Origin of the sequence: Devosia algicola, from assembly GCF_028816455.1 — a bacterium.
Classification (GTDB): domain Bacteria; phylum Pseudomonadota; class Alphaproteobacteria; order Rhizobiales; family Devosiaceae; genus Devosia; species Devosia algicola.
This window is the reverse complement of sequence record NZ_CP118246.1, coordinates 802,267-819,114: the sequence shown is the minus strand read 5'-3', so window position 1 is coordinate 819,114 and position 16,848 is coordinate 802,267. Positions and strand designations below refer to the sequence as shown.

The 16,848-nt window shown below is 57.2% G+C and carries 12 protein-coding genes and 5 pseudogenes; 14 read left to right on the top strand and 3 right to left on the bottom strand.

Annotation, left to right across the window (positions count from 1 at the left end; translation table 11 throughout):
• Nucleotides 1-117 precede the first annotated feature (117 nt).
• The gene (locus tag PSQ19_RS04305; protein WP_282219756.1) at nt 118-621 is read left to right on the top strand and encodes a tetratricopeptide repeat protein; all 504 of its coding nucleotides are present in this window, start codon (nt 118-120) and stop codon (nt 619-621) included.
• Nucleotides 622-952: 331 nt separating this feature from the next.
• On the opposite strand, the pseudogene xth reads toward PSQ19_RS04305, so the two are convergent.
• Together xth and PSQ19_RS04295 are read right to left on the bottom strand one after the other, a co-directional pair.
• Nucleotides 953-1,729: pseudogene (gene xth / locus PSQ19_RS04300) on the bottom strand (exodeoxyribonuclease III); the annotation flags it as partial.
• A 105-nt stretch (nt 1,730-1,834) separates the two neighbouring features.
• Entirely contained in the window at nt 1,835-2,185 is a 351-nt protein-coding gene (locus PSQ19_RS04295; RefSeq protein WP_282219755.1) for a HesB/IscA family protein, read from the bottom strand.
• Between the two features lie 65 nt (nt 2,186-2,250).
• Between PSQ19_RS04295 and PSQ19_RS04290 the strand changes: the two are divergent.
• The 13 genes and pseudogenes from PSQ19_RS04290 (at nt 2,251) to PSQ19_RS04230 (ending at nt 15,768) form a co-directional block, all read left to right on the top strand.
• Nucleotides 2,251-3,460: pseudogene (locus PSQ19_RS04290) on the top strand (deoxyguanosinetriphosphate triphosphohydrolase).
• A 39-nt stretch (nt 3,461-3,499) separates the two neighbouring features.
• Nucleotides 3,500-5,246, top strand: a pseudogene (gene argS / locus PSQ19_RS04285) (arginine--tRNA ligase).
• Between the two features lie 79 nt (nt 5,247-5,325).
• Nucleotides 5,326-7,524, top strand: coding sequence for an SPOR domain-containing protein (locus PSQ19_RS04280; protein WP_282219754.1), 2,199 nt, complete (start codon nt 5,326-5,328; stop codon nt 7,522-7,524).
• A gap of 104 nt (nt 7,525-7,628) precedes the next feature.
• Complete coding sequence (locus tag PSQ19_RS04275) at nt 7,629-8,423, top strand: segregation and condensation protein A (protein ID WP_282219753.1); 795 nt, start codon at nt 7,629-7,631, stop codon at nt 8,421-8,423.
• A 2-nt stretch (nt 8,424-8,425) separates the two neighbouring features.
• Nucleotides 8,426-9,092 (top strand): annotated as a pseudogene (scpB, locus tag PSQ19_RS04270) (SMC-Scp complex subunit ScpB).
• Nucleotides 9,093-9,094: 2 nt separating this feature from the next.
• Nucleotides 9,095-10,204: an ABC transporter ATP-binding protein gene (locus tag PSQ19_RS04260; protein WP_282219750.1), complete on the top strand. Its 1,110-nt coding sequence runs from the start codon at nt 9,095-9,097 to the stop codon at nt 10,202-10,204.
• Between the two features lie 60 nt (nt 10,205-10,264).
• The gene (gene tatA / locus PSQ19_RS04255; protein ID WP_282219749.1) at nt 10,265-10,477 is read left to right on the top strand and encodes a twin-arginine translocase TatA/TatE family subunit; all 213 of its coding nucleotides are present in this window, start codon (nt 10,265-10,267) and stop codon (nt 10,475-10,477) included.
• 44 nt (nt 10,478-10,521) lie between these two features.
• Nucleotides 10,522-10,752: pseudogene (gene tatB / locus PSQ19_RS19680) on the top strand (Sec-independent protein translocase protein TatB); the annotation flags it as partial.
• A 92-nt stretch (nt 10,753-10,844) separates the two neighbouring features.
• On the top strand, nt 10,845-11,360 hold the full coding sequence (locus PSQ19_RS04250) for a hypothetical protein (protein ID WP_282219748.1): 516 nt from the start codon (nt 10,845-10,847) through the stop codon (nt 11,358-11,360).
• 3 nt (nt 11,361-11,363) lie between these two features.
• On the top strand, nt 11,364-12,125 hold the full coding sequence (tatC, locus tag PSQ19_RS04245) for a twin-arginine translocase subunit TatC (protein WP_328517734.1): 762 nt from the start codon (nt 11,364-11,366) through the stop codon (nt 12,123-12,125).
• A 107-nt stretch (nt 12,126-12,232) separates the two neighbouring features.
• Nucleotides 12,233-13,573: a serine--tRNA ligase gene (serS, locus tag PSQ19_RS04240; RefSeq protein ID WP_282219747.1), complete on the top strand. Its 1,341-nt coding sequence runs from the start codon at nt 12,233-12,235 to the stop codon at nt 13,571-13,573.
• Between the two features lie 8 nt (nt 13,574-13,581).
• Entirely contained in the window at nt 13,582-14,343 is a 762-nt protein-coding gene (gene surE, locus PSQ19_RS04235; RefSeq protein WP_282219746.1) for a 5'/3'-nucleotidase SurE, read from the top strand.
• 165 nt (nt 14,344-14,508) lie between these two features.
• Nucleotides 14,509-15,768 carry a M23 family metallopeptidase gene (locus tag PSQ19_RS04230; RefSeq protein ID WP_282219745.1) on the top strand — a complete coding sequence of 420 codons (1,260 nt, stop codon included), beginning with the start codon at nt 14,509-14,511 and terminating at the stop codon, nt 15,766-15,768.
• Nucleotides 15,769-15,824: 56 nt separating this feature from the next.
• Here the strand turns inward: PSQ19_RS04230 and PSQ19_RS04225 are convergent, their stop codons facing one another.
• Nucleotides 15,825-16,583, bottom strand: coding sequence for an ATP-binding protein (locus PSQ19_RS04225; protein WP_328517732.1), 759 nt, complete (start codon nt 16,581-16,583; stop codon nt 15,825-15,827).
• Nucleotides 16,584-16,848: the final 265 nt, after the last annotated feature.

Below are 16,848 nucleotides of genomic sequence, written 5' to 3'. Positions count from 1 at the left end.
ATGGGTTAGTCTTGTAGCAACGGGGCGAACAACGTGCCGGCAGTTTTTCCCATCGGGCGAAATGAGCGGGTCATGGGCGACGACAGATACTCCCCAAGGGGAGGCAGAAGGAGAACTATGCGGACTTTTGGGGTAAAATCCCTGATCTCCGTTACGACGGCGGCATCGATCATCCTTTCGGTCGCAACGCTACCGACGTACGCACAAACGGCGCTAGACGCGACGCTGGAGATGGCCAAAATGCTGGACGGTGCCTCAGGTGGCATATCCGGCGATGAATTGGTAGTCGCCCTGCAAGAGGCGGCCGCTGCTGGTCAAGCCATGGCGATGTGGCAACTCGGCACCATGTATGAAAATGGCGAAGGGGTCGCCAAGGACCCGGCCAAGGCTTTTGCCTATTTCTCCCAAATTGCCAGTGACAATGCCGACACGGCTCCAAAAGGCGTGGAAGCGGATATTGTTGCCCAGTCATTTGTGAAAATAGGCGACTATTATCGTGATGGGCTGCCGAGCGCTGGCATAAAGGTCAACCCGGCGCGCTCCCATGCCCTGCTGTTGCATGCTGCGTCCTACTTCGGCGATGCGGACGCTCAATATCGCGTCGGCGAGCCTTTATCTTGAGGAAAATGAACTCGGGATCAATCCGCTTCAAAGCGCGCGCTGGTTATCGCTGGCGGCACACAAGGGACATGTGAGGGCGCAGGCGCAATTGGGCGATCTGCTGTTCAACGGTATTGATGGAATCGATCCACAGCCGGTGGAAGGGCTGATGTGGTTGACGATTTCACACCAGCGGTCTGCCGGTACGCCAGATGGCGACTGGGTTGATGAACTGTTCAATCGCGCCGCATCGGTCGCGACCTCCGATCAGCGCGCGCAGGCCAACGCACTGGCGGCCCGGTTGAGCCCTCAACTCGCCAGCCTGAACCAGTAGTGTAGATACCTTAGCCCAGAAGTTGAATTGCCCTTCGACCGGCACATGGTCGCTGGGTTTTTCGCGGGCGCGCAGATCTTTGTGGACCAAGGCACCTTCAAGGCGGTCTGCGGCCTGGGGAGACAGCATCAGATGATCGATGCGAATACCGGCATTGCGACGCCATGCGCCAGCCTGAAAATCCCAAAATGTGTAGGATGGTTCCGACGTCATGGCACGGATCGCGTCGGTAAGGCCCAAATTGGCAAGTTGGCGAAATCTGTCGAGGCTTTCGGGACGATATAATGCGTCGCCCCACCATGCTTCAGGATCATGCACATCGACCGGTGTGGGTATGAGATTGAAATCTCCCAGCAAAATGAACGGCTCTTCGAATTTCAGACGTTCCCTGGCGAAGGCGACAAGTCGATCCATCCAGCCAAGTTTATAGGGGAATTTTTCGGTATCCACTGGGTTACCGTTAGGCAGATAGATGTTGCAGACGCGAATAGCGCCACTTTCGAGGGAGAATACGCCCTCGATCAGGCGGGCCTGCTCATCGGCGTCGTCGCCGGGCAAGCCGCGCTGCACCTCATCAAAGGGCAGTTTGGATAGAATGGCGACACCATTCCAACTTTTCTGGCCGTGTGTTTCGATGTTGTAGCCAAGCGCCTCAATCGCGTCGCGGGGAAATCCTTCGTCGATGGTCTTGATTTCCTGAAGGCAGACTATGTCGGGCTGTTCCTGCTCGAGCCAGGACAGCAGAAGCTCCAGCCGGGCTTTGATGCCGTTGATGTTCCAGGTGACGATGCGCATGTTTCAATCCTTGGCCTCACCATAGGCTAGCTGGCGAATCGGTCGGCGTCATCCATGTATTGGCGTCGCGCGGCCGCGAAACACGTCAAACCGGGCAGGCGAGAGTTAAACGGCGAAGCTGGTGCCGCATCCGCAGGAGGCGACTGCATTGGGATTTTTGATCTGAAATGACTGTCCGATCAGATCGTCGACATAGTCGATTTCTGCACCGCCCATGAACTCGACGCTCATGGAATCGATCAGGACGGTGGCACCGTCGCGGCTCAAAACCAGATCGTCGTCGGTTGGCGTTTCCTGAACAAGATTATACTCATATTGGAATCCCGAGCAGCCACCGCCTGCCACGGCAATGCGCAATACAGTACCGTCGGGCTCCTTGGAGAGAATACGCGCGACGCGCTTGACGGCACGGTCGCTCAAGGTCACTTCGGTGGGGGCAATTGCTGCGTCGGTCATTGGTACATCCATGCCGTTGGTGTAATTCCATAACGGTCACCGCAAAATAGTAACTTCAATTGCCAATGAAAAGGGTCTTGTTGTCAAAGATGAGCGATCACGCCCCATACGCCTCCGATCCAGAGCAATCGCGCGGTCGGTTGCATAGCACTGGCCCTAGCCCGACGCGGTCCGAATTTCAACGTGACAGGGATCGTATCATTCATTCAACGGCGTTTAGGCGCCTGCAAAACAAGACGCAGGTTTTTTTGCATCATGAAGGACGCCATTTTCGCAATCGGCTGACCCATACGCTCGAGGTCAGCCAGATGGCGCGATCCATAGCGCGGGCGCTGGCGTTGAACGAAGATATCGCGGAGGCCGTGGCGTTGGCCCACGATTTGGGACATACCCCGTTTGGCCACGCCGGAGAGCGCGTGCTGAATGAAAAAATGTCGGGCTATGGCGGATTTGACCATAATGTGCAGGCGATACGGGTCGTCACGCGGTTGGAGAACCGCTATGCGGACCATGACGGCCTGAACCTGACATGGGAAACGCTGGAGGGCATTCTCAAGCACAATGGGCCGCTTACTGATCGTGGTGGTACACCAGTCGGCAAATATGCCGTGGTCGGGTTACCCGTCGGGCTGGACGACATTGCTGCCAGTCAAGACTTGCAACTTTGGAGCCTATGCGAGCCTTGAGGCGCAAACAGCGGCTATTGCCGACGATGTTGCGTACAACTCGCACGATATTGACGACGCTTTGCGGGCCAATTTGATTCTGTTACGCGATCTTGAAGATGTGCCGCTGGTTGGACCGATTGTCGGCGAGGTTATGTCCAAATATCCCGATGTTGCGGGCGACAGGCAGGCCCATGAAGTGCAACGTCGACTGATCACGCGATCGATTGAGGATGTGATTGCTACAACCGCGGCATCGATAAAGGCTGCTGGAATAAAGACGGTGGACGATGTTCGCGCGGCAGGGACAACACTGGTTCGGTTCTCGCCTGAAATGACGGCTTCCGAGAAGGGGTTGAAGGCGTTTCTTTTCGAACGTGTTTATCGCCACAAGTCCGTCATGCAGCTTGTTGGGGAGGCTGAAGGGATGGTGGCGCGACTGTTTGAGCATTATTTTGATGCACGCGAGATGCCGGGCCGGTGGGGGGTGGCCGCCAAGGCGGCGGTGGATGACGACACCCTGGCGCGTGTCGTTGCGGACTTCATCGCGGGCATGACCGATCCCTATGCCATCGAGGAATATGTACGGTTGTTTGACGCTCGCCGGTAATTCCGTTAACCGGAGGGCAGTTTTTCAGTCAGGTTTGTCATGGACGTTTTCGCCCTGTTCGCCGCGCGTATTTCTGACGCGCTCAAAGTGCTCTATCCGCAGTTGACCGATGATGTCGTGGCGCGCCTAGTGGTCGAGCCACCACGCGATCCGGCCCACGGCGACCTATCAACAAATGCGGCGATGGTTGTTTGCAAGAGTTTGGGGATGAAGCCCCGAGACGTGGCGACCGCAATCGCCGCGCATTTCTCGGACAATGCCGACGTGGATGCGGTTGAAATCGCGGGACCGGGATTTATCAATTTTCGCCTGGCGGCATCTGTCTGGCACAAGGTCCTGCGCTCGGTCATCGAGCAAGGCGACGACTATGGCAAGTCGGATATCGGGCAGGGGGATGCAGTCAATATTGAGTATGTATCGGCCAACCCAACGGGTCCGATGCATGTTGGCCATACGCGCGGCGCGGTTTTTGGTGACACGCTGGCAGCCTTGATGGCCTATTCCGGCTATGCGGTGACGCGTGAATATTACATCAATGATGCAGGCAGCCAGATCAACACTTTGGCGGCATCTACGTTGCTGCGCTATCGCGAGGCATTGGGCGACACCATCGAAATACCAACGGGATTTTATCCCGGCGATTATTTGGTACCCGTCGGCGAGGCGCTCAAGAGCGAGTTTGGCGACGGCCTGCTGCACATGCCCGAAGATCAAGCCATAGCGCTGGTCAAGGAACGGGTGCTGGCGGCGATGCTGGAACTGATCAAGGCCGATTTGGCGTTGCTCGGTGTGCATCACGACGTATTTTTTTCAGAGCGGGCATTGCATGGTCCCGAGGGCGACATTGCCAATACGCTGTCCTGGTTGCGCGATCAGGGCATGGTCTATGAGGGACGATTGGAGCCGCCGAAGGGCAAGGCGCCGGACGAATGGGAGGATCGCGAGCAGACGCTGTTCCGTGCTACCGACTATGGCGATGATGTCGACCGGCCACTGGTCAAGTCAGACGGTTCCTATACTTATTTTGCCGCCGACATCGCCTACCATCGCAACAAGTTCCTGCGTGGCTTTACCCACATGATCAATGTGCTTGGGGCCGATCATTCTGGCTACGTCAAACGGCTCGAGGCGGCGGTCAAGGCCGTATCGTTGCAGGCGGCGGATATGGACGTCCGAATCTGCCAACTGGTTCGGCTGATGAAAAATGGCGAACCATTCAAGATGTCCAAGCGTTCGGGCGATTTGGTGACGCTTGCTGATGTCGTTGACGAGGTCGGGGCGGACGCAACGCGATTCATGCTGCTGTTTCGTCGCAATGACGCGGCCATGGATTTTGATTTCGCGCTGGTCAAGGAGCAGACAAAAGACAATCCTGTGTTTTATGTGCAGTATGCACATGCGCGAACTTATTCAATATTTCGCAATGCCGCCAAAGAATTACCTGAGTCTGGATATTAGTCCTTCCGCACTAAAGACCGCCGATATCGAGCGGTTAGTCTCCGAGGAGGAAATGGCCTTGGTCCGCGTGCTGTCGGCGTGGCCGAGAGCGGTGGCGGCCGCGACCATTGCGCATGAACCACATCGAATTGCCTTTTATGTTCACGAACTTGCCGGGGCTTTCCACTCGTTCTGGGCAAAGGGCAAGGACAATCCGCAGTTACGATTTGTTAACCAAGTCGATCCGACACTGACCTTGGCTCGACTCGCCCTCGTCGACGCCGTTCGTCAGGTTATTATTAATGGTCTGCGAATATTGGGGGTTTCTGCACCCGAGGAACTTTCATAATTCGGGCGCAATAATGTGAAGACTGGCGGGAATGCCCTGAGTAGGCTACCGTTTCAGTAACATAGAGGGCGCTGATTTAATGACAACAGCGAAACCGCAACAGACGTCTGGCAATGGCGAAGCCGCCGATGATCTGATCGCTGAACTGGCAAAATTGATGGCGCAGGATGCGCAGGCTGAGCGACCAGATCCCAAATCGCCGCCAGCGCCCGCAGCCGCACCAGTTCGAATTCCAGGTATGGCTCAAGATGACAGCGAGCCTGAACAGGAGACGCCGCCACGGCGCGTCAACGTCGCCGATGCGCCTGCACCGGATTTGGTGAGCCATGAGGCACGCCCGGACCAGCAGGACGTCAATACGCCTCCCGCCCCAGTACCGGTTCAACCACGCCATACTACCGTTCACCCCGTATCAAGCGCAGCACCGGAGGAGGCCAAAGCTGTCGATCAATCGAGCGATCATGATGCGATTGCCGACTTGATCGCGGCCGAGACCGAGCAGGCAGCGACGGCATCGGCAGAACAACCATCTGCTGAACCGGAGCAGCAGACGGATCTGGATCAACATGACAACCCACCCGAACCGCTGCACCTGCCAGGTAATGGTTGGGCGGCTTCGGAGCATTTGGCAAGGCCCGGAGGGCCCACATCGCCTATACGACGTGCCAATGTACCTGCGGTGGCGCCCGAGACGAACGAGGGCGCGCGCTCAACGACACCTGACAAGTTGGCTCGGGAGCAGGCAACCGGGTCGGCGTCAGATGACAATTTCAAAGTGGCCCCGATATTTGGCTTTGGCAGTCCAAAAGTCGGTAAGGAGCCCGAGGCGCTCCCAGTTGATACCGACGATATCGAAGCCGTGCAGGCGGAATCCGTCGTAGACAATATGTCTAACGGGGTCGAGCCACCGCCCGCGGTGCCAGTTGCAGCCGACCGTGGAACCGACAATAACGGTGTCGACGAGACCGATCCGATCACCGAGATTGAAAATCTGATCGGCGAGGCAGTGCGGGTTCATCTCGATCCGCAACCTCGACCGGTGGCGAGCGCGGCATTGCGTGATCTTGCCGGCGAGGATGCGGCTCCAACTCCTGCCAAGCCGGTACCACAGGCTCCAACCGAGGGTTCTGATAGCGATTCGGCTATTTTGGCGGCGGTTCGCAGTAGCGGCGACGAGGTTCGTTGGGCCGACACAGGCGAAATCGACGAGTCCGAGAACGTCGACGTGCTTCAAGGTTCAGGCAGAAAAAGACGAGCAGGTGGCATAACGCGAGCGGTTGCTGGACCTGTCGTTGCCCTTGGGCTGTTGCTGGTCGCTGGCCTTGGGCTTTATTGGGTATTGGGACTTGGCGGGCCCAGCGATGGTCCGGTGCCAACATTATTGGCGGATACCACGCCGACAAAGGGCGCGCCAGAAACCCCGCCTGTAACGGAAACGCCACAGCAATCCGTTGTTTTCAATGAAATCGATGGCGTAACGCCGACGGAGAACGAGACACTCGTATCCCGCGATCAAAGCCAGACCGACGAAGTGACCCAACTGGCATCAACGACCAGCACTGAGGAAGGGCTGGCCAACCGCAAGGTCCGGACCGTGACTGTGCGTCCTGACGGCACCATCGTAAGTGGCGACGACGCCGTTGCCGGGACTGCAATTTTGCCGGTTGATCGCCCGAATGTACCTGAAGTGCCCGGCGCCGAGACGGCCTCACCCGAGCTCGTGGCAGCAGCGGCCGGTGACGCAGCCACAGCCACAGCCACAGCTACGACGACCGCTGAAGCGGTCGCGACGCCCGAGGCCGACGCACCAGCAATAGTGCCGGCAGCGCCTGGGTCAACGGTTCCGGCGGTTGACACTAATGGCGTACCGATTCCTGGCAAGACGGCGCCTGTGGCAATGGTGCGCCCGACGACCTTTACCAATACCAACGTAGCGGTGGCGCCGATAGAAACCGCGCCGAGCGCTCCGACGTCACCGATCAACGCTGTGATCAGCGAACCCACACAGCAGGCGACTCAGACCCAGACCGAAAGCACAGCACCGGCCTATGTGCAATTGTCGTCGCAACGTTCGGCGTCGGATGCGCAATCTACCGCAGATAATTTGCAGACCCGATTTGGCAGCTTGTTTGGTGGGACGGGATTGCAAATTCAACGAGTCGACCTGGGTGAAAAGGGCATCTATTTCCGCGTGCTGTTACCATCCACATCGCTGCAGGCGGCCTCCCAGACTTGCGCGAGCGTCAAGGCAAACGGCGGCGATTGCTTCGCGTTCTAGCCGAATTACACCAATCAGTGGCGTCGAAGCGCATTGTCGCTTGACGCCACGACGGCGAAAACGCCAAGGTTTGCCATCAATATTTCCGACGCGGCCTGTAATTCATGACGAGCGAACCGACAGATTGGTTTGAAGCGCCTCCACCGACAAACGATGATGATGTCATGTATGTCGACGTCAATGGTTATGAGGGGCCACTGGATCTGTTGCTGGAGTTGGCGCGACGACAAAAGGTCGATCTGGCAGCGATTTCTGTGTTGGCGCTAGCCGAGCAATATCTCGGCTTTATCGAGTCCATTAGGGAAAAGCGCATCGAAATTGCCGCTGATTACCTAGTGATGGCGGCGTGGTTGGCCTATCTGAAAAGCCGATTGATGGTGCCGAAGGCGAGCAGCGACGACGAGCCTTCCGGCGAAATGCTGGCGGCGATGCTGCAATTTCGGCTCAAGCGACTCGAAGCGATGCGGCGATCGGCCAGTTTGCTGATGAATAGGGCGCGGCTGGGGTTTCAGGTTTATCCGCGAGGAATGCCCGAACCCATTGCGGTGAGCCGCCGAAGCATTTGGGAAGCGTCGCTGTTTGACCTGATTCGAGCCTATTCATCCCAGCGTGAACGCGCAGCCACAACCGACTATTCGCCACTTCAGCGCAGTGTCTGGTCGTTGCAGGAGGCGCACGATATTCTGGTGCGCCTTATTGGCGATAATTTTGACTGGGTGCCCATGGATCAATATCTGGCACAATATCTGAGCACGCCGCTCGAACGGGCAACTGTTCGGGCTTCGAGCTTTTCGGCGAGCCTTGAATTGGTGCGGCAAGGCAAGATTGATTTGCGTCAGGTCGAGACTTTTGGGCCAATATACATGCGTCGACGCAAAAATGACGATGGTTCGTCGTGAACGTGGATATTGGGCCATCCGAGCACAGGGCGGTTGCCGAGCGAAATATACGCATCCTGGAGGCGCTTTTGTTTGCCGCGCGCGAGCCGCTGTCCATTGGACAGATGGCACCTTATCTCGGCGAAGGCGCCGATGTTGCGGGATTGCTGGAAACCCTCGAACAACGATATGCCAAACACGGCGTCAATCTTGTGCGGCGCGGGGAGGGCTGGGCATTCAGGACAGCCGAAGATTTGGGCTTGCTCCTGCGCCGCGAGGAACAGGAAAATCGCCCACTGTCGCGTCCGGCGCTGGAGACTTTGTCAATCATCGCCTATCACCAGCCCACGACTCGCGCCGAGATCGAGGAGGTTCGCGGGGTGGCAACGGGCAAGGGTACAATTGATATCCTGATGGAAGCCGGATGGATTCTGGATGCGTGGACGACGGCGGACGCCTGGGCGACCAGTGACATATGGGACAACAGAGGCGTTTCTTGACCATTTCGGTCTTGAGACGCTTGGGGATTTGCCGGGTCTGGAAGAACTTAAAGGGGCGGGGTTGCTTTCGGGGCGCCTGCCACCATCGATGCAAATTCCGCTGCCCTTTGATGGTGCACTGCGCGAGGATGAAGACCCGTTGGACGAGAATGATCTAATCGACAGCCAAGATATGGAAGATAATTCATAGCCATGACACCTCCAGAATCGCGCGACGATTTGACTGGCTGGGGCGCGCGCGGCACCTCGGGCGTGAGTTTTGCTTCGGCGCTTAAGTTTGACAATGTCGATGTGGCGCTTGGTGGCCGGCCCGTGTTGGACAAGTTCGAGTTGGAACTGAACGCGGGCGAGATCGTCTGCCTGTTGGGCGAGTCGGGTTCGGGCAAATCGACAGCGCTCCGCGTGGCAGCAGGTATTCAGGCTGTCGATGACGGGCACGTATTGATCAATGACGAGATCGTTTCGGCACCGGGGCGCACCTTGCCGCCCGACCAACGTGGCATTGGCTTGATGTTTCAGGATTTTGCGCTGTTTCCACATCTCTCGGTCCTGCAGAACGTCTGTTTTGGACTGAAGGGACTGGGCCGGGTGGCGGCGTTGGCTCAGGGGCGGGCGGCGTTGCGACGGGTTGGACTGAGCGAGCGCGAGGGCGATTTTCCACATATGCTTTCTGGCGGGCAGCAGCAGCGTCTGGCGTTGGCGCGTAGCGTCGCGCCGCGCCCGGGGCTATTATTGCTCGATGAGCCGTTTTCAAGTCTTGATGCGCGGTTGCGCGAGACCGTACGCACCGAAACGCTGGCGGTACTACGCGAAACCCATGCAACAAGCCTGATTGTCACCCACGATCCGGAGGAGGCGATGGTATTGGGCGATCGCGTCGCATTGCTGCGGCATGGCAGGATCGCCCAGATTGGCACCGCCGCGGAAATCTACCGGCAACCTGTTGATTTGAGTGCAGCGCGATTTTTTTCACCATTGAGTGAACTTGAAGCAATCGTGATTAACGGTCATGCGGTTACCCCGCTTGGGCCGGTGGCGACGCCGGGTTTCCCCGAGGGTTGTGCGGTGACGATTGCCATAAGGCCCGCAGGGGGCGTCGAAATAGCGCAGCAGGGACCGGGCACTATTGGGCGTATTGTGTCCAAACGCGATGCAATCGGCGTGGACATATGCGAGGTCAAGGTCAATGGTATCGATGAACCGGTCGGCGTTCGGCAGCCCTCAAATGCGGCACTGACAGTCGGGCACGAAGTATACCTTGCGCTAAATGAGCAACACGTTCTTGTGTTTGGGCGCGATTAAACCTATTTCTCACGTTATCAAAAGCGTCTAACCGCGAATATAGAGCCTTAGGAGTTTATCATGCACGCACCAGGTATTTGGGGCATCCTCGTAGTCGCCGTCGTTGTTATTCTGCTTTTCGGGCGGGGCAAGATCTCGGGCGTCATGGGCGAAGTTGCAACCGGCATCAAGGCATTTCAGAAGGGAATGCGTGACGACGACAAACCCTCCGAGCGCATTGATACCGCGACAACGGTTGACGCGCGCGAAGTTGACAAGAGCAAAGACGCCTAACAGCATCGCTTTGATTTCTGGCGGACCATTGGCCCGCCGCATAGATGCACCAAGGGAATACGCATATGCTCGGTTTCGGCTGGTCTGAGATGATGATCATCGGCGTTGTGGCGCTGATCGTTATTGGGCCGAAGGATTTGCCCATGGTGATGGGACGCGTTGGCAAGGCAATTGGCCAGATCAAGCGCATGGGCAACGAATTTCAGCGCGAAATCAACAAGACCACCGGGCTGAGTGAAATTCGTAACTTGCGCAGTTCGATTACCGAGCCGCTCAAAAAGACAACGGATGAAATCCGCAAGGAATTCAACGCAATGACGCCAACGGGCGTGCAACCCTCGGGAGCGTTGAGGCCAAAAATCCGGCGGTGGAAAGCGTCGTTGACGAAATTCATGCGGCTGCGGGCATCACTGCGACCAAGAGTACGGTTGAACCACTCAAGGCGAATCCCGCGCCGAAAAAGAAACCCGCCAGAGCAAAGGCGATTGGTTCCAGCAGTGTTCGCTCTAGTGACTTGGGCGCCGTCGGCGAAGTGAAGGCGGCAGCACCTGCCACACCAAAGAAGTCGGCGCGGGCCAAGGCTTCCGGTGCAAAGGCCTACAGCGCCAAGACTGCCGGCGCCAAGACTGCCGGCGCTAAAACCGCCACAGCGATTAAACCAGCGGCGGCAGGTAAGGGGCCGCCCAAGCGTGCCGTTTCTAAACCGGCTGGCGCCAAGGCGAAGACCAGTTCAGCATCTGCAAGCAAAAAACCTGCGGCTAGAAAGAGCGCGGCACGCAAGGTGGCTGCACCCAAAACAATCGCAGCAACGCCGGCAAAGAAGCCCAGCGACAGCGTACCCAATACATCCACATCGGACAGCGCGAAAGCCGGGGAAGTTTAGTTCATGGTCGACGCGCCACAGATTGAAGACAAGTCCAAGAGCGACGACGAACTCGTTGGCAGCGAGGCCCCTTTGCTCGAGCATCTAATCGAGTTGCGCAAACGGCTTATCTATTCAGCCATTGCGCTGGTGGTCCTGATGATCGTTTGTTTCATTTTCGCCGGACAGATATTTAACGTCCTGTTGGGGCCTTATCGGTCGATTTACTCAAATCCCGGTGATCTTGAGCTCATCTATACCGCACCCCAAGAATTCTTTTTTACCCAACTTAACCTGGCGTTTTTCGGGGCAATGTTTCTTGGCTTTCCGTTTATTGCCGCGCAGATCTATATGTTTGTGGCGCCAGGCCTCTATAAGCATGAGCGAAAAGCGTTCGTGCCATATCTGATCGCGACGCCGATCTTTTTTCTCGCCGGCGTGTGCATGGTCTATTTTGCCGTGCTGCCAATGGCACTGCACTTTTTTGCGGGGATGCAGACCGACGAAATCAAGATGCTGACCAGTGTTTCAGAATATCTGGGACTAGCGATGACGCTTATTTTGGCGTTTGGCATCTGTTTCCAGCTTCCGGTGGTTTTGACATTGTTGGCGCAGATTGACCTGGTCAATGTGGCCCAGCTGAAGGTTGGCCGTCGCTATGCTGTTGTCGGGATCTTGTTGTTTGCGGCTTTCATTACGCCGCCTGATCCAATTTCACAGCTTGGTCTTGCCCTGCCAATGTACCTGCTTTACGAGCCTTTCAATCATGTCGGTGCGCTGGGTTGAGCGCAAACGTGCGGCCGCAGAAGCCGCGCGGGAGGCCGAACAGTCGTAATCAGGGTTTGTTACACCCGCCAATTCAGAGGCAGGCCACGCCGTGGGCCTGACTGAGCATGTTTGATATCAAGTGGATTCGTAACAACGCCGAAGCCTTCGACGGTGCGATGTCGCGTCGGAAGGGCGAGTTTGCGCGTTCGGTCGACCTCTTGAATATTGATGATCGACGTCGTGACATCATTACGCGCCTTAATGATGCGCAGGAAAAGCGCAACGCCCTGTCCAAGCAGATCGGCCAGGCCAAGGCGCAAAAGGACGAGGCGAAGGCGGCGGCACTGATGGCTGAAGTCGCCCAACTCAAGGAGATTATCCCGGCAGCGGAAGCTGAAGAGCGTCTGGTCGAGGAGGAGTTGCACGCAGCCCTTGCGGTTTTACCCAACCTGGTGTTCGACGATGTGCCGCAGGGCACCGATGAAAGCGACAATGTCGAATATTTTGGTCGTAACGGTACAGCGGAAACCGTGGCGAGCGACCGCGCTCGAAAACCCGAGTTCAGTTTTGCGCCGAGGGAGCATTTCGACGTCGGCGTAGCCAAGCGTGGAATGGATTTTGAGGAAGCGGCCAAAATTTCCGGTAGCCGGTTCGTTGTACTCAAGGGGGAGGTTGCGCGGCTGGAGCGAGCGCTTGGGCAATTCATGCTGGATATACACACGCTCGAGCATGGTTACACCGAGGTACAGCCGCCATTATTGGTTCGAGACGAGGCGTTGTTCGGCACCAATCAATTACCCAAATTTGAGGAAGACCTGTTTTTTGCGGGGCACGGGGAGGGGCGACTTGCGCTGATACCGACAGCTGAAGTGCCACTGACCAACCTTGTTCGCGATGCGATATTGACGGAGGGCGAATTGCCGTTGCGCTTTGCGGCGCTGACCCCGTGTTTTCGCTCAGAGGCCGGATCGGCCGGGCGTGACACGCGCGGGATGCTGCGGCAACATCAGTTCAACAAGGTGGAAATGGTGTCGATCACCACGCCCGATGGTTCACTAGATGAGCATGAGCGTATGCTCGGTTGTGCCGAGGCGGTGCTGAAAAAGCTGGGACTGCACTATCGCGTCATGGATTTGTGCACTGGCGATATCGGCTTTGGCGCCAAGCGTACATATGATCTGGAGGTATGGTTGCCGGGGCAGGATACCTATCGCGAAATTTCATCGGTATCGATCTGCGGTGATTTTCAGGCTCGACGCATGAATGCGCAATATCGGCCGAGTGGGGCAGAAAAGGTCAAGGGTGGACTGCCGTTTGTTCACACACTCAACGGGTCCGGTACTGCGGTCGGGCGTTGCCTGATCGCGGTGCTGGAGAATTACCAGCAGGAAGACGGTTCTGTTGCGATTCCGGCAGCGCTGCAGCCCTATATGGGCGGCCTGACGTCGATTGGCGGGGACCATTGACCCGAGCCATGCGCATTCTGATCACCAATGACGATGGGGTCGATGCGCCGGGTATCGCCGTTATGCGAGATATCGCGCAGTCTATGTCGGATGATGTCTGGATCGTTGCTCCTGACGGCAATCAAAGCGGGGCAGGGCATCGGTTTACGTTGGGGCGCGAGTTGTCGTTTGATCAACGTGAAGCGCAGGTTTTTGCCGTGGTCGGCGGGTCGCCCGCAGATTGCGTCGTCGCCGGATATACCCACTTGCTCAGGGATCGCGCGCCGGATCTGGTGTTGTCTGGCGTCAACCAGGGACAGAACCTTGGCGATATCATCAATTGCTCGGGCACGGCAGCAGGTGCGCGTGAAGGCACGATGCAGGGCGCGCTCAGCATAGCGATGAGCCAGGCGGTCGACTATCAGGCGGGGCACGATGTGGTATGGGACAATGCGGTTGCGTATGGCGCGGCCGTGGTGCGAGCCATCGTTGCCCAGGCGCAGGGCCTTGATACATATTACAATGTAAACTTTCCGCTGTGTGCGCCGGACGAAGTCAGTGGCATACAGGTGGTGCCGCACCAGCGTTTTGCGCGTTCGGCTTTTCAATATTATGAAAGCGACAATGCGGGAAAATTTTTTATGGCCATTCCCGAAACGCCGATGCCGCTGGAACGTACGCATGATTTTGAGGTGCTGCACAAAGATCATGCGATCACGGTCACGCCGCTCAGCCTGATGCAGACCGACATGCAGACGCTTGGCCGACTGCAAGGCAAGATGGTTCTTTAAGACAATGGTGCGGGCAGGCCGCTGCGACACCTTTTCTCCTTAACCTTACCCAATTCAGAATCCGCATCAGCAAACTTTGCGCAAATCGCATCGGCTTTAAACTCGTCTTTACCTTACCGGCCTAGATTCGGGTTTGTGTTGAGTACCTGCGTACGAGTGAGCCTGATGAGTATCCGCGTATCCCTTCGGGCGCAAAAGAGCGCCATTGCAACTGCAGTCGTCATGGCAAGTGCTGTTGCGCTTTCCGGGTGTTCGTCGATTGGTGGTCGCGCCTTTAGTGATCCCACCGTCACAGGGTCGACCAACCAGTACACGCCGGGCAATATCAACCAACCCATGCCAGCCAGTTTAGGCGCGCCAAACGCCCAAGTCGCTGATGCACGATTCTTGCCACCCGAAAATGTTGGATATGGCGGACAGGCGATATCGCCGTCGCCTACCGGATATACCGCGCCAATGGCACAGATTCCGCCCGCTCAGGGTGGTGCGCCGACGGTGACCTCTCAAGATCTACCAGTTCTGAACTCATCAATGGGAAACCAGCAAGCCATGTCTGCACAGCAAAGCTTTGCCCCAGCTGCAGTCACTCCACCGACCGCCGCCTTGGGTAGCCTTCCAGTTAATAGCGCAACGCCTACCGTGTTACCTACCTCGACCGCAACCGTGTCAAACCCGGCCAATGGCGCCGTGTTCCGCCACACTATTGCCGGCGGAGAGTCGCTTTATACAATCGCCCGTCGTTACGATGTCACCACACAATCGATCGTACAGGCGAACAATCTCGGATCTCCGGACCGCATCGTCGTCGGACAGCAAATTATCATTCCGGGGCGCAGCGACCTCATCGGTAGCCCTGCAGCGGCCCCGGCACTCGTCGCCAATGCCAATCCGCAGCTCACGGCACCCGCACCGGCGGGTGTTCGCCCCACGCAGACGAACAACGCTGTATTGACGCCCAAGCCAGCGACTACGCAACCTGTAGCGGCGCCAGTCGCGGCACCGCAGGCGGCGCCGACACAGCAGGCCTCCATTGCACCGAGTGAGCCGCAAATGTCTGGCGCCGACAAGTTCCGCTGGCCGGTCAGTGGCCGGGTGATTACCGATTTTGCCGCGTCCAAGGCCACCGGCATCAATATTGAGGTTCCAGAAGGCGCGCCAGTCAAAGCAGCTGAAAATGGTACCGTCATCTATGTGGGTTCTGGCGTCGAAGGATACGGTAATCTCGTACTTATCCGCCATCCCAATGGCTTTGTCTCGGCCTACGCCCACCTCAAGTCGATGAGCGTTGGCAAGGGCGCTGTGGTCAATCGCGGTGACGCAATCGGCGCTGCTGGCATGACAGGTTCGGTCAGCAAGCCGCAGTTGCATTTCGAATTGCGCAAGGGCGCGACACCGGTTGATCCGGTACCATTGCTGGCCGGCTGAAACTAATATCAGACCAGTCGAGCAAGGCTCCTGCCAAGGCAGGGGCCTTTCTTGTGTCAGATGCGTTTGCCCAATTCGCCTGCAAGGGTTCTAACCAGTTGGATGGCGACGCGTCCCGAGCGGGCACCACGAGTGACAGACCATTCTATTGCGCGGGCGCGCAATGTGTCATCGTCTATGGGCAGATCATAGTGCTTGGCATAGGCACTAACCATGGTCAGAAACGTGTCCTGATCGCAATTGTGGAAGCCAAGCCACAGTCCGAATCGGTCCGACAGTGATACTTTCTCTTCAACTGCCTCGCCGGGATTGATCGCCGTCGAACGCTCATTTTCTATCATGTCGCGCGGCATAAGGTGTCGCCGATCTGAGGTGGCATAGAACAGGACGTTGTCGGGCCGACCTTCCAGACCGCCGTCCAGAATGGTTTTGAGTGACTTGTAGCTTGCCTCTCCAGTGTCGAAGCTGAGGTCGTCACAAAAAACGATGAACTGGGCCTGCTGGGGGGCTATGGCCCGCATCAGCGTGGGAAGGCTCTCGATATCCTCGCGGGCAATTTCGATCAGAATCAGGCGAGCGAATCCATTGCGGCTTGCGATGTCGGCATGAATGGCCTTGACGAGCGAGCCTTTTCCCATACCGCGGGCGCCCCATAGCAATGCATTGTTGGCGCCATGTTTCCGGGCGAATTGCTCGGTATTTCGCAACAATATGTCCTGTACGGCATCGATGCCCTTGAGCATGGCCAGCGGCACCCGGCTGACATTGGACACCGGCATCAATTCTGGCTCGCGCTGCATCCCAATAGTAGGCATCGGCATCAGTCAGGACGGCGTTGTCCGCGTCCGACGATGGGGCAAGTGATTGCAGGGAAGCTGCAATAGAGGTCAATGATCGCGTAATCTCGTCTAGATAGTCCTTGGTTTTCACCGGCAAGTCCTTGTCGAAGCCGCGTCAATTTGCGGCGTATTGAATGCCTTTGCAATGGAAGGTGCGCGACTGTATAGTCCGCGCGATTTTGTCCGGGGCGCAAGTGCAGATAGCTCCAAAGCGTCCAGTCGACATTTGTTGGCACAGACT

Excerpts from the sequence above, each read along its gene's own strand:
- PSQ19_RS04305 (WP_282219756.1), top strand. The coding sequence starts at position 118 with ATGCGGACTTTTGGGGTAAAATCCCTGATCTCCGTTACGACGGCGGCA.
- PSQ19_RS04295 (WP_282219755.1), bottom strand. The coding sequence starts at position 2,185 with ATGACCGACGCAGCAATTGCCCCCACCGAAGTGACCTTGAGCGACCGT.
- PSQ19_RS04280 (WP_282219754.1), top strand. The coding sequence starts at position 5,326 with ATGACAACAGCGAAACCGCAACAGACGTCTGGCAATGGCGAAGCCGCC.
- PSQ19_RS04275 (WP_282219753.1), top strand. The coding sequence starts at position 7,629 with ATGACGAGCGAACCGACAGATTGGTTTGAAGCGCCTCCACCGACAAAC.
- PSQ19_RS04260 (WP_282219750.1), top strand. The coding sequence starts at position 9,095 with ATGACACCTCCAGAATCGCGCGACGATTTGACTGGCTGGGGCGCGCGC.
- tatA (WP_282219749.1), top strand. The coding sequence starts at position 10,265 with ATGCACGCACCAGGTATTTGGGGCATCCTCGTAGTCGCCGTCGTTGTT.
- tatC (WP_328517734.1), top strand. The coding sequence starts at position 11,364 with ATGGTCGACGCGCCACAGATTGAAGACAAGTCCAAGAGCGACGACGAA.
- serS (WP_282219747.1), top strand. The coding sequence starts at position 12,233 with ATGTTTGATATCAAGTGGATTCGTAACAACGCCGAAGCCTTCGACGGT.
- surE (WP_282219746.1), top strand. The coding sequence starts at position 13,582 with ATGCGCATTCTGATCACCAATGACGATGGGGTCGATGCGCCGGGTATC.
- PSQ19_RS04230 (WP_282219745.1), top strand. The coding sequence starts at position 14,509 with ATGAGTATCCGCGTATCCCTTCGGGCGCAAAAGAGCGCCATTGCAACT.
- PSQ19_RS04225 (WP_328517732.1), bottom strand. The coding sequence starts at position 16,583 with ATGCCTACTATTGGGATGCAGCGCGAGCCAGAATTGATGCCGGTGTCC.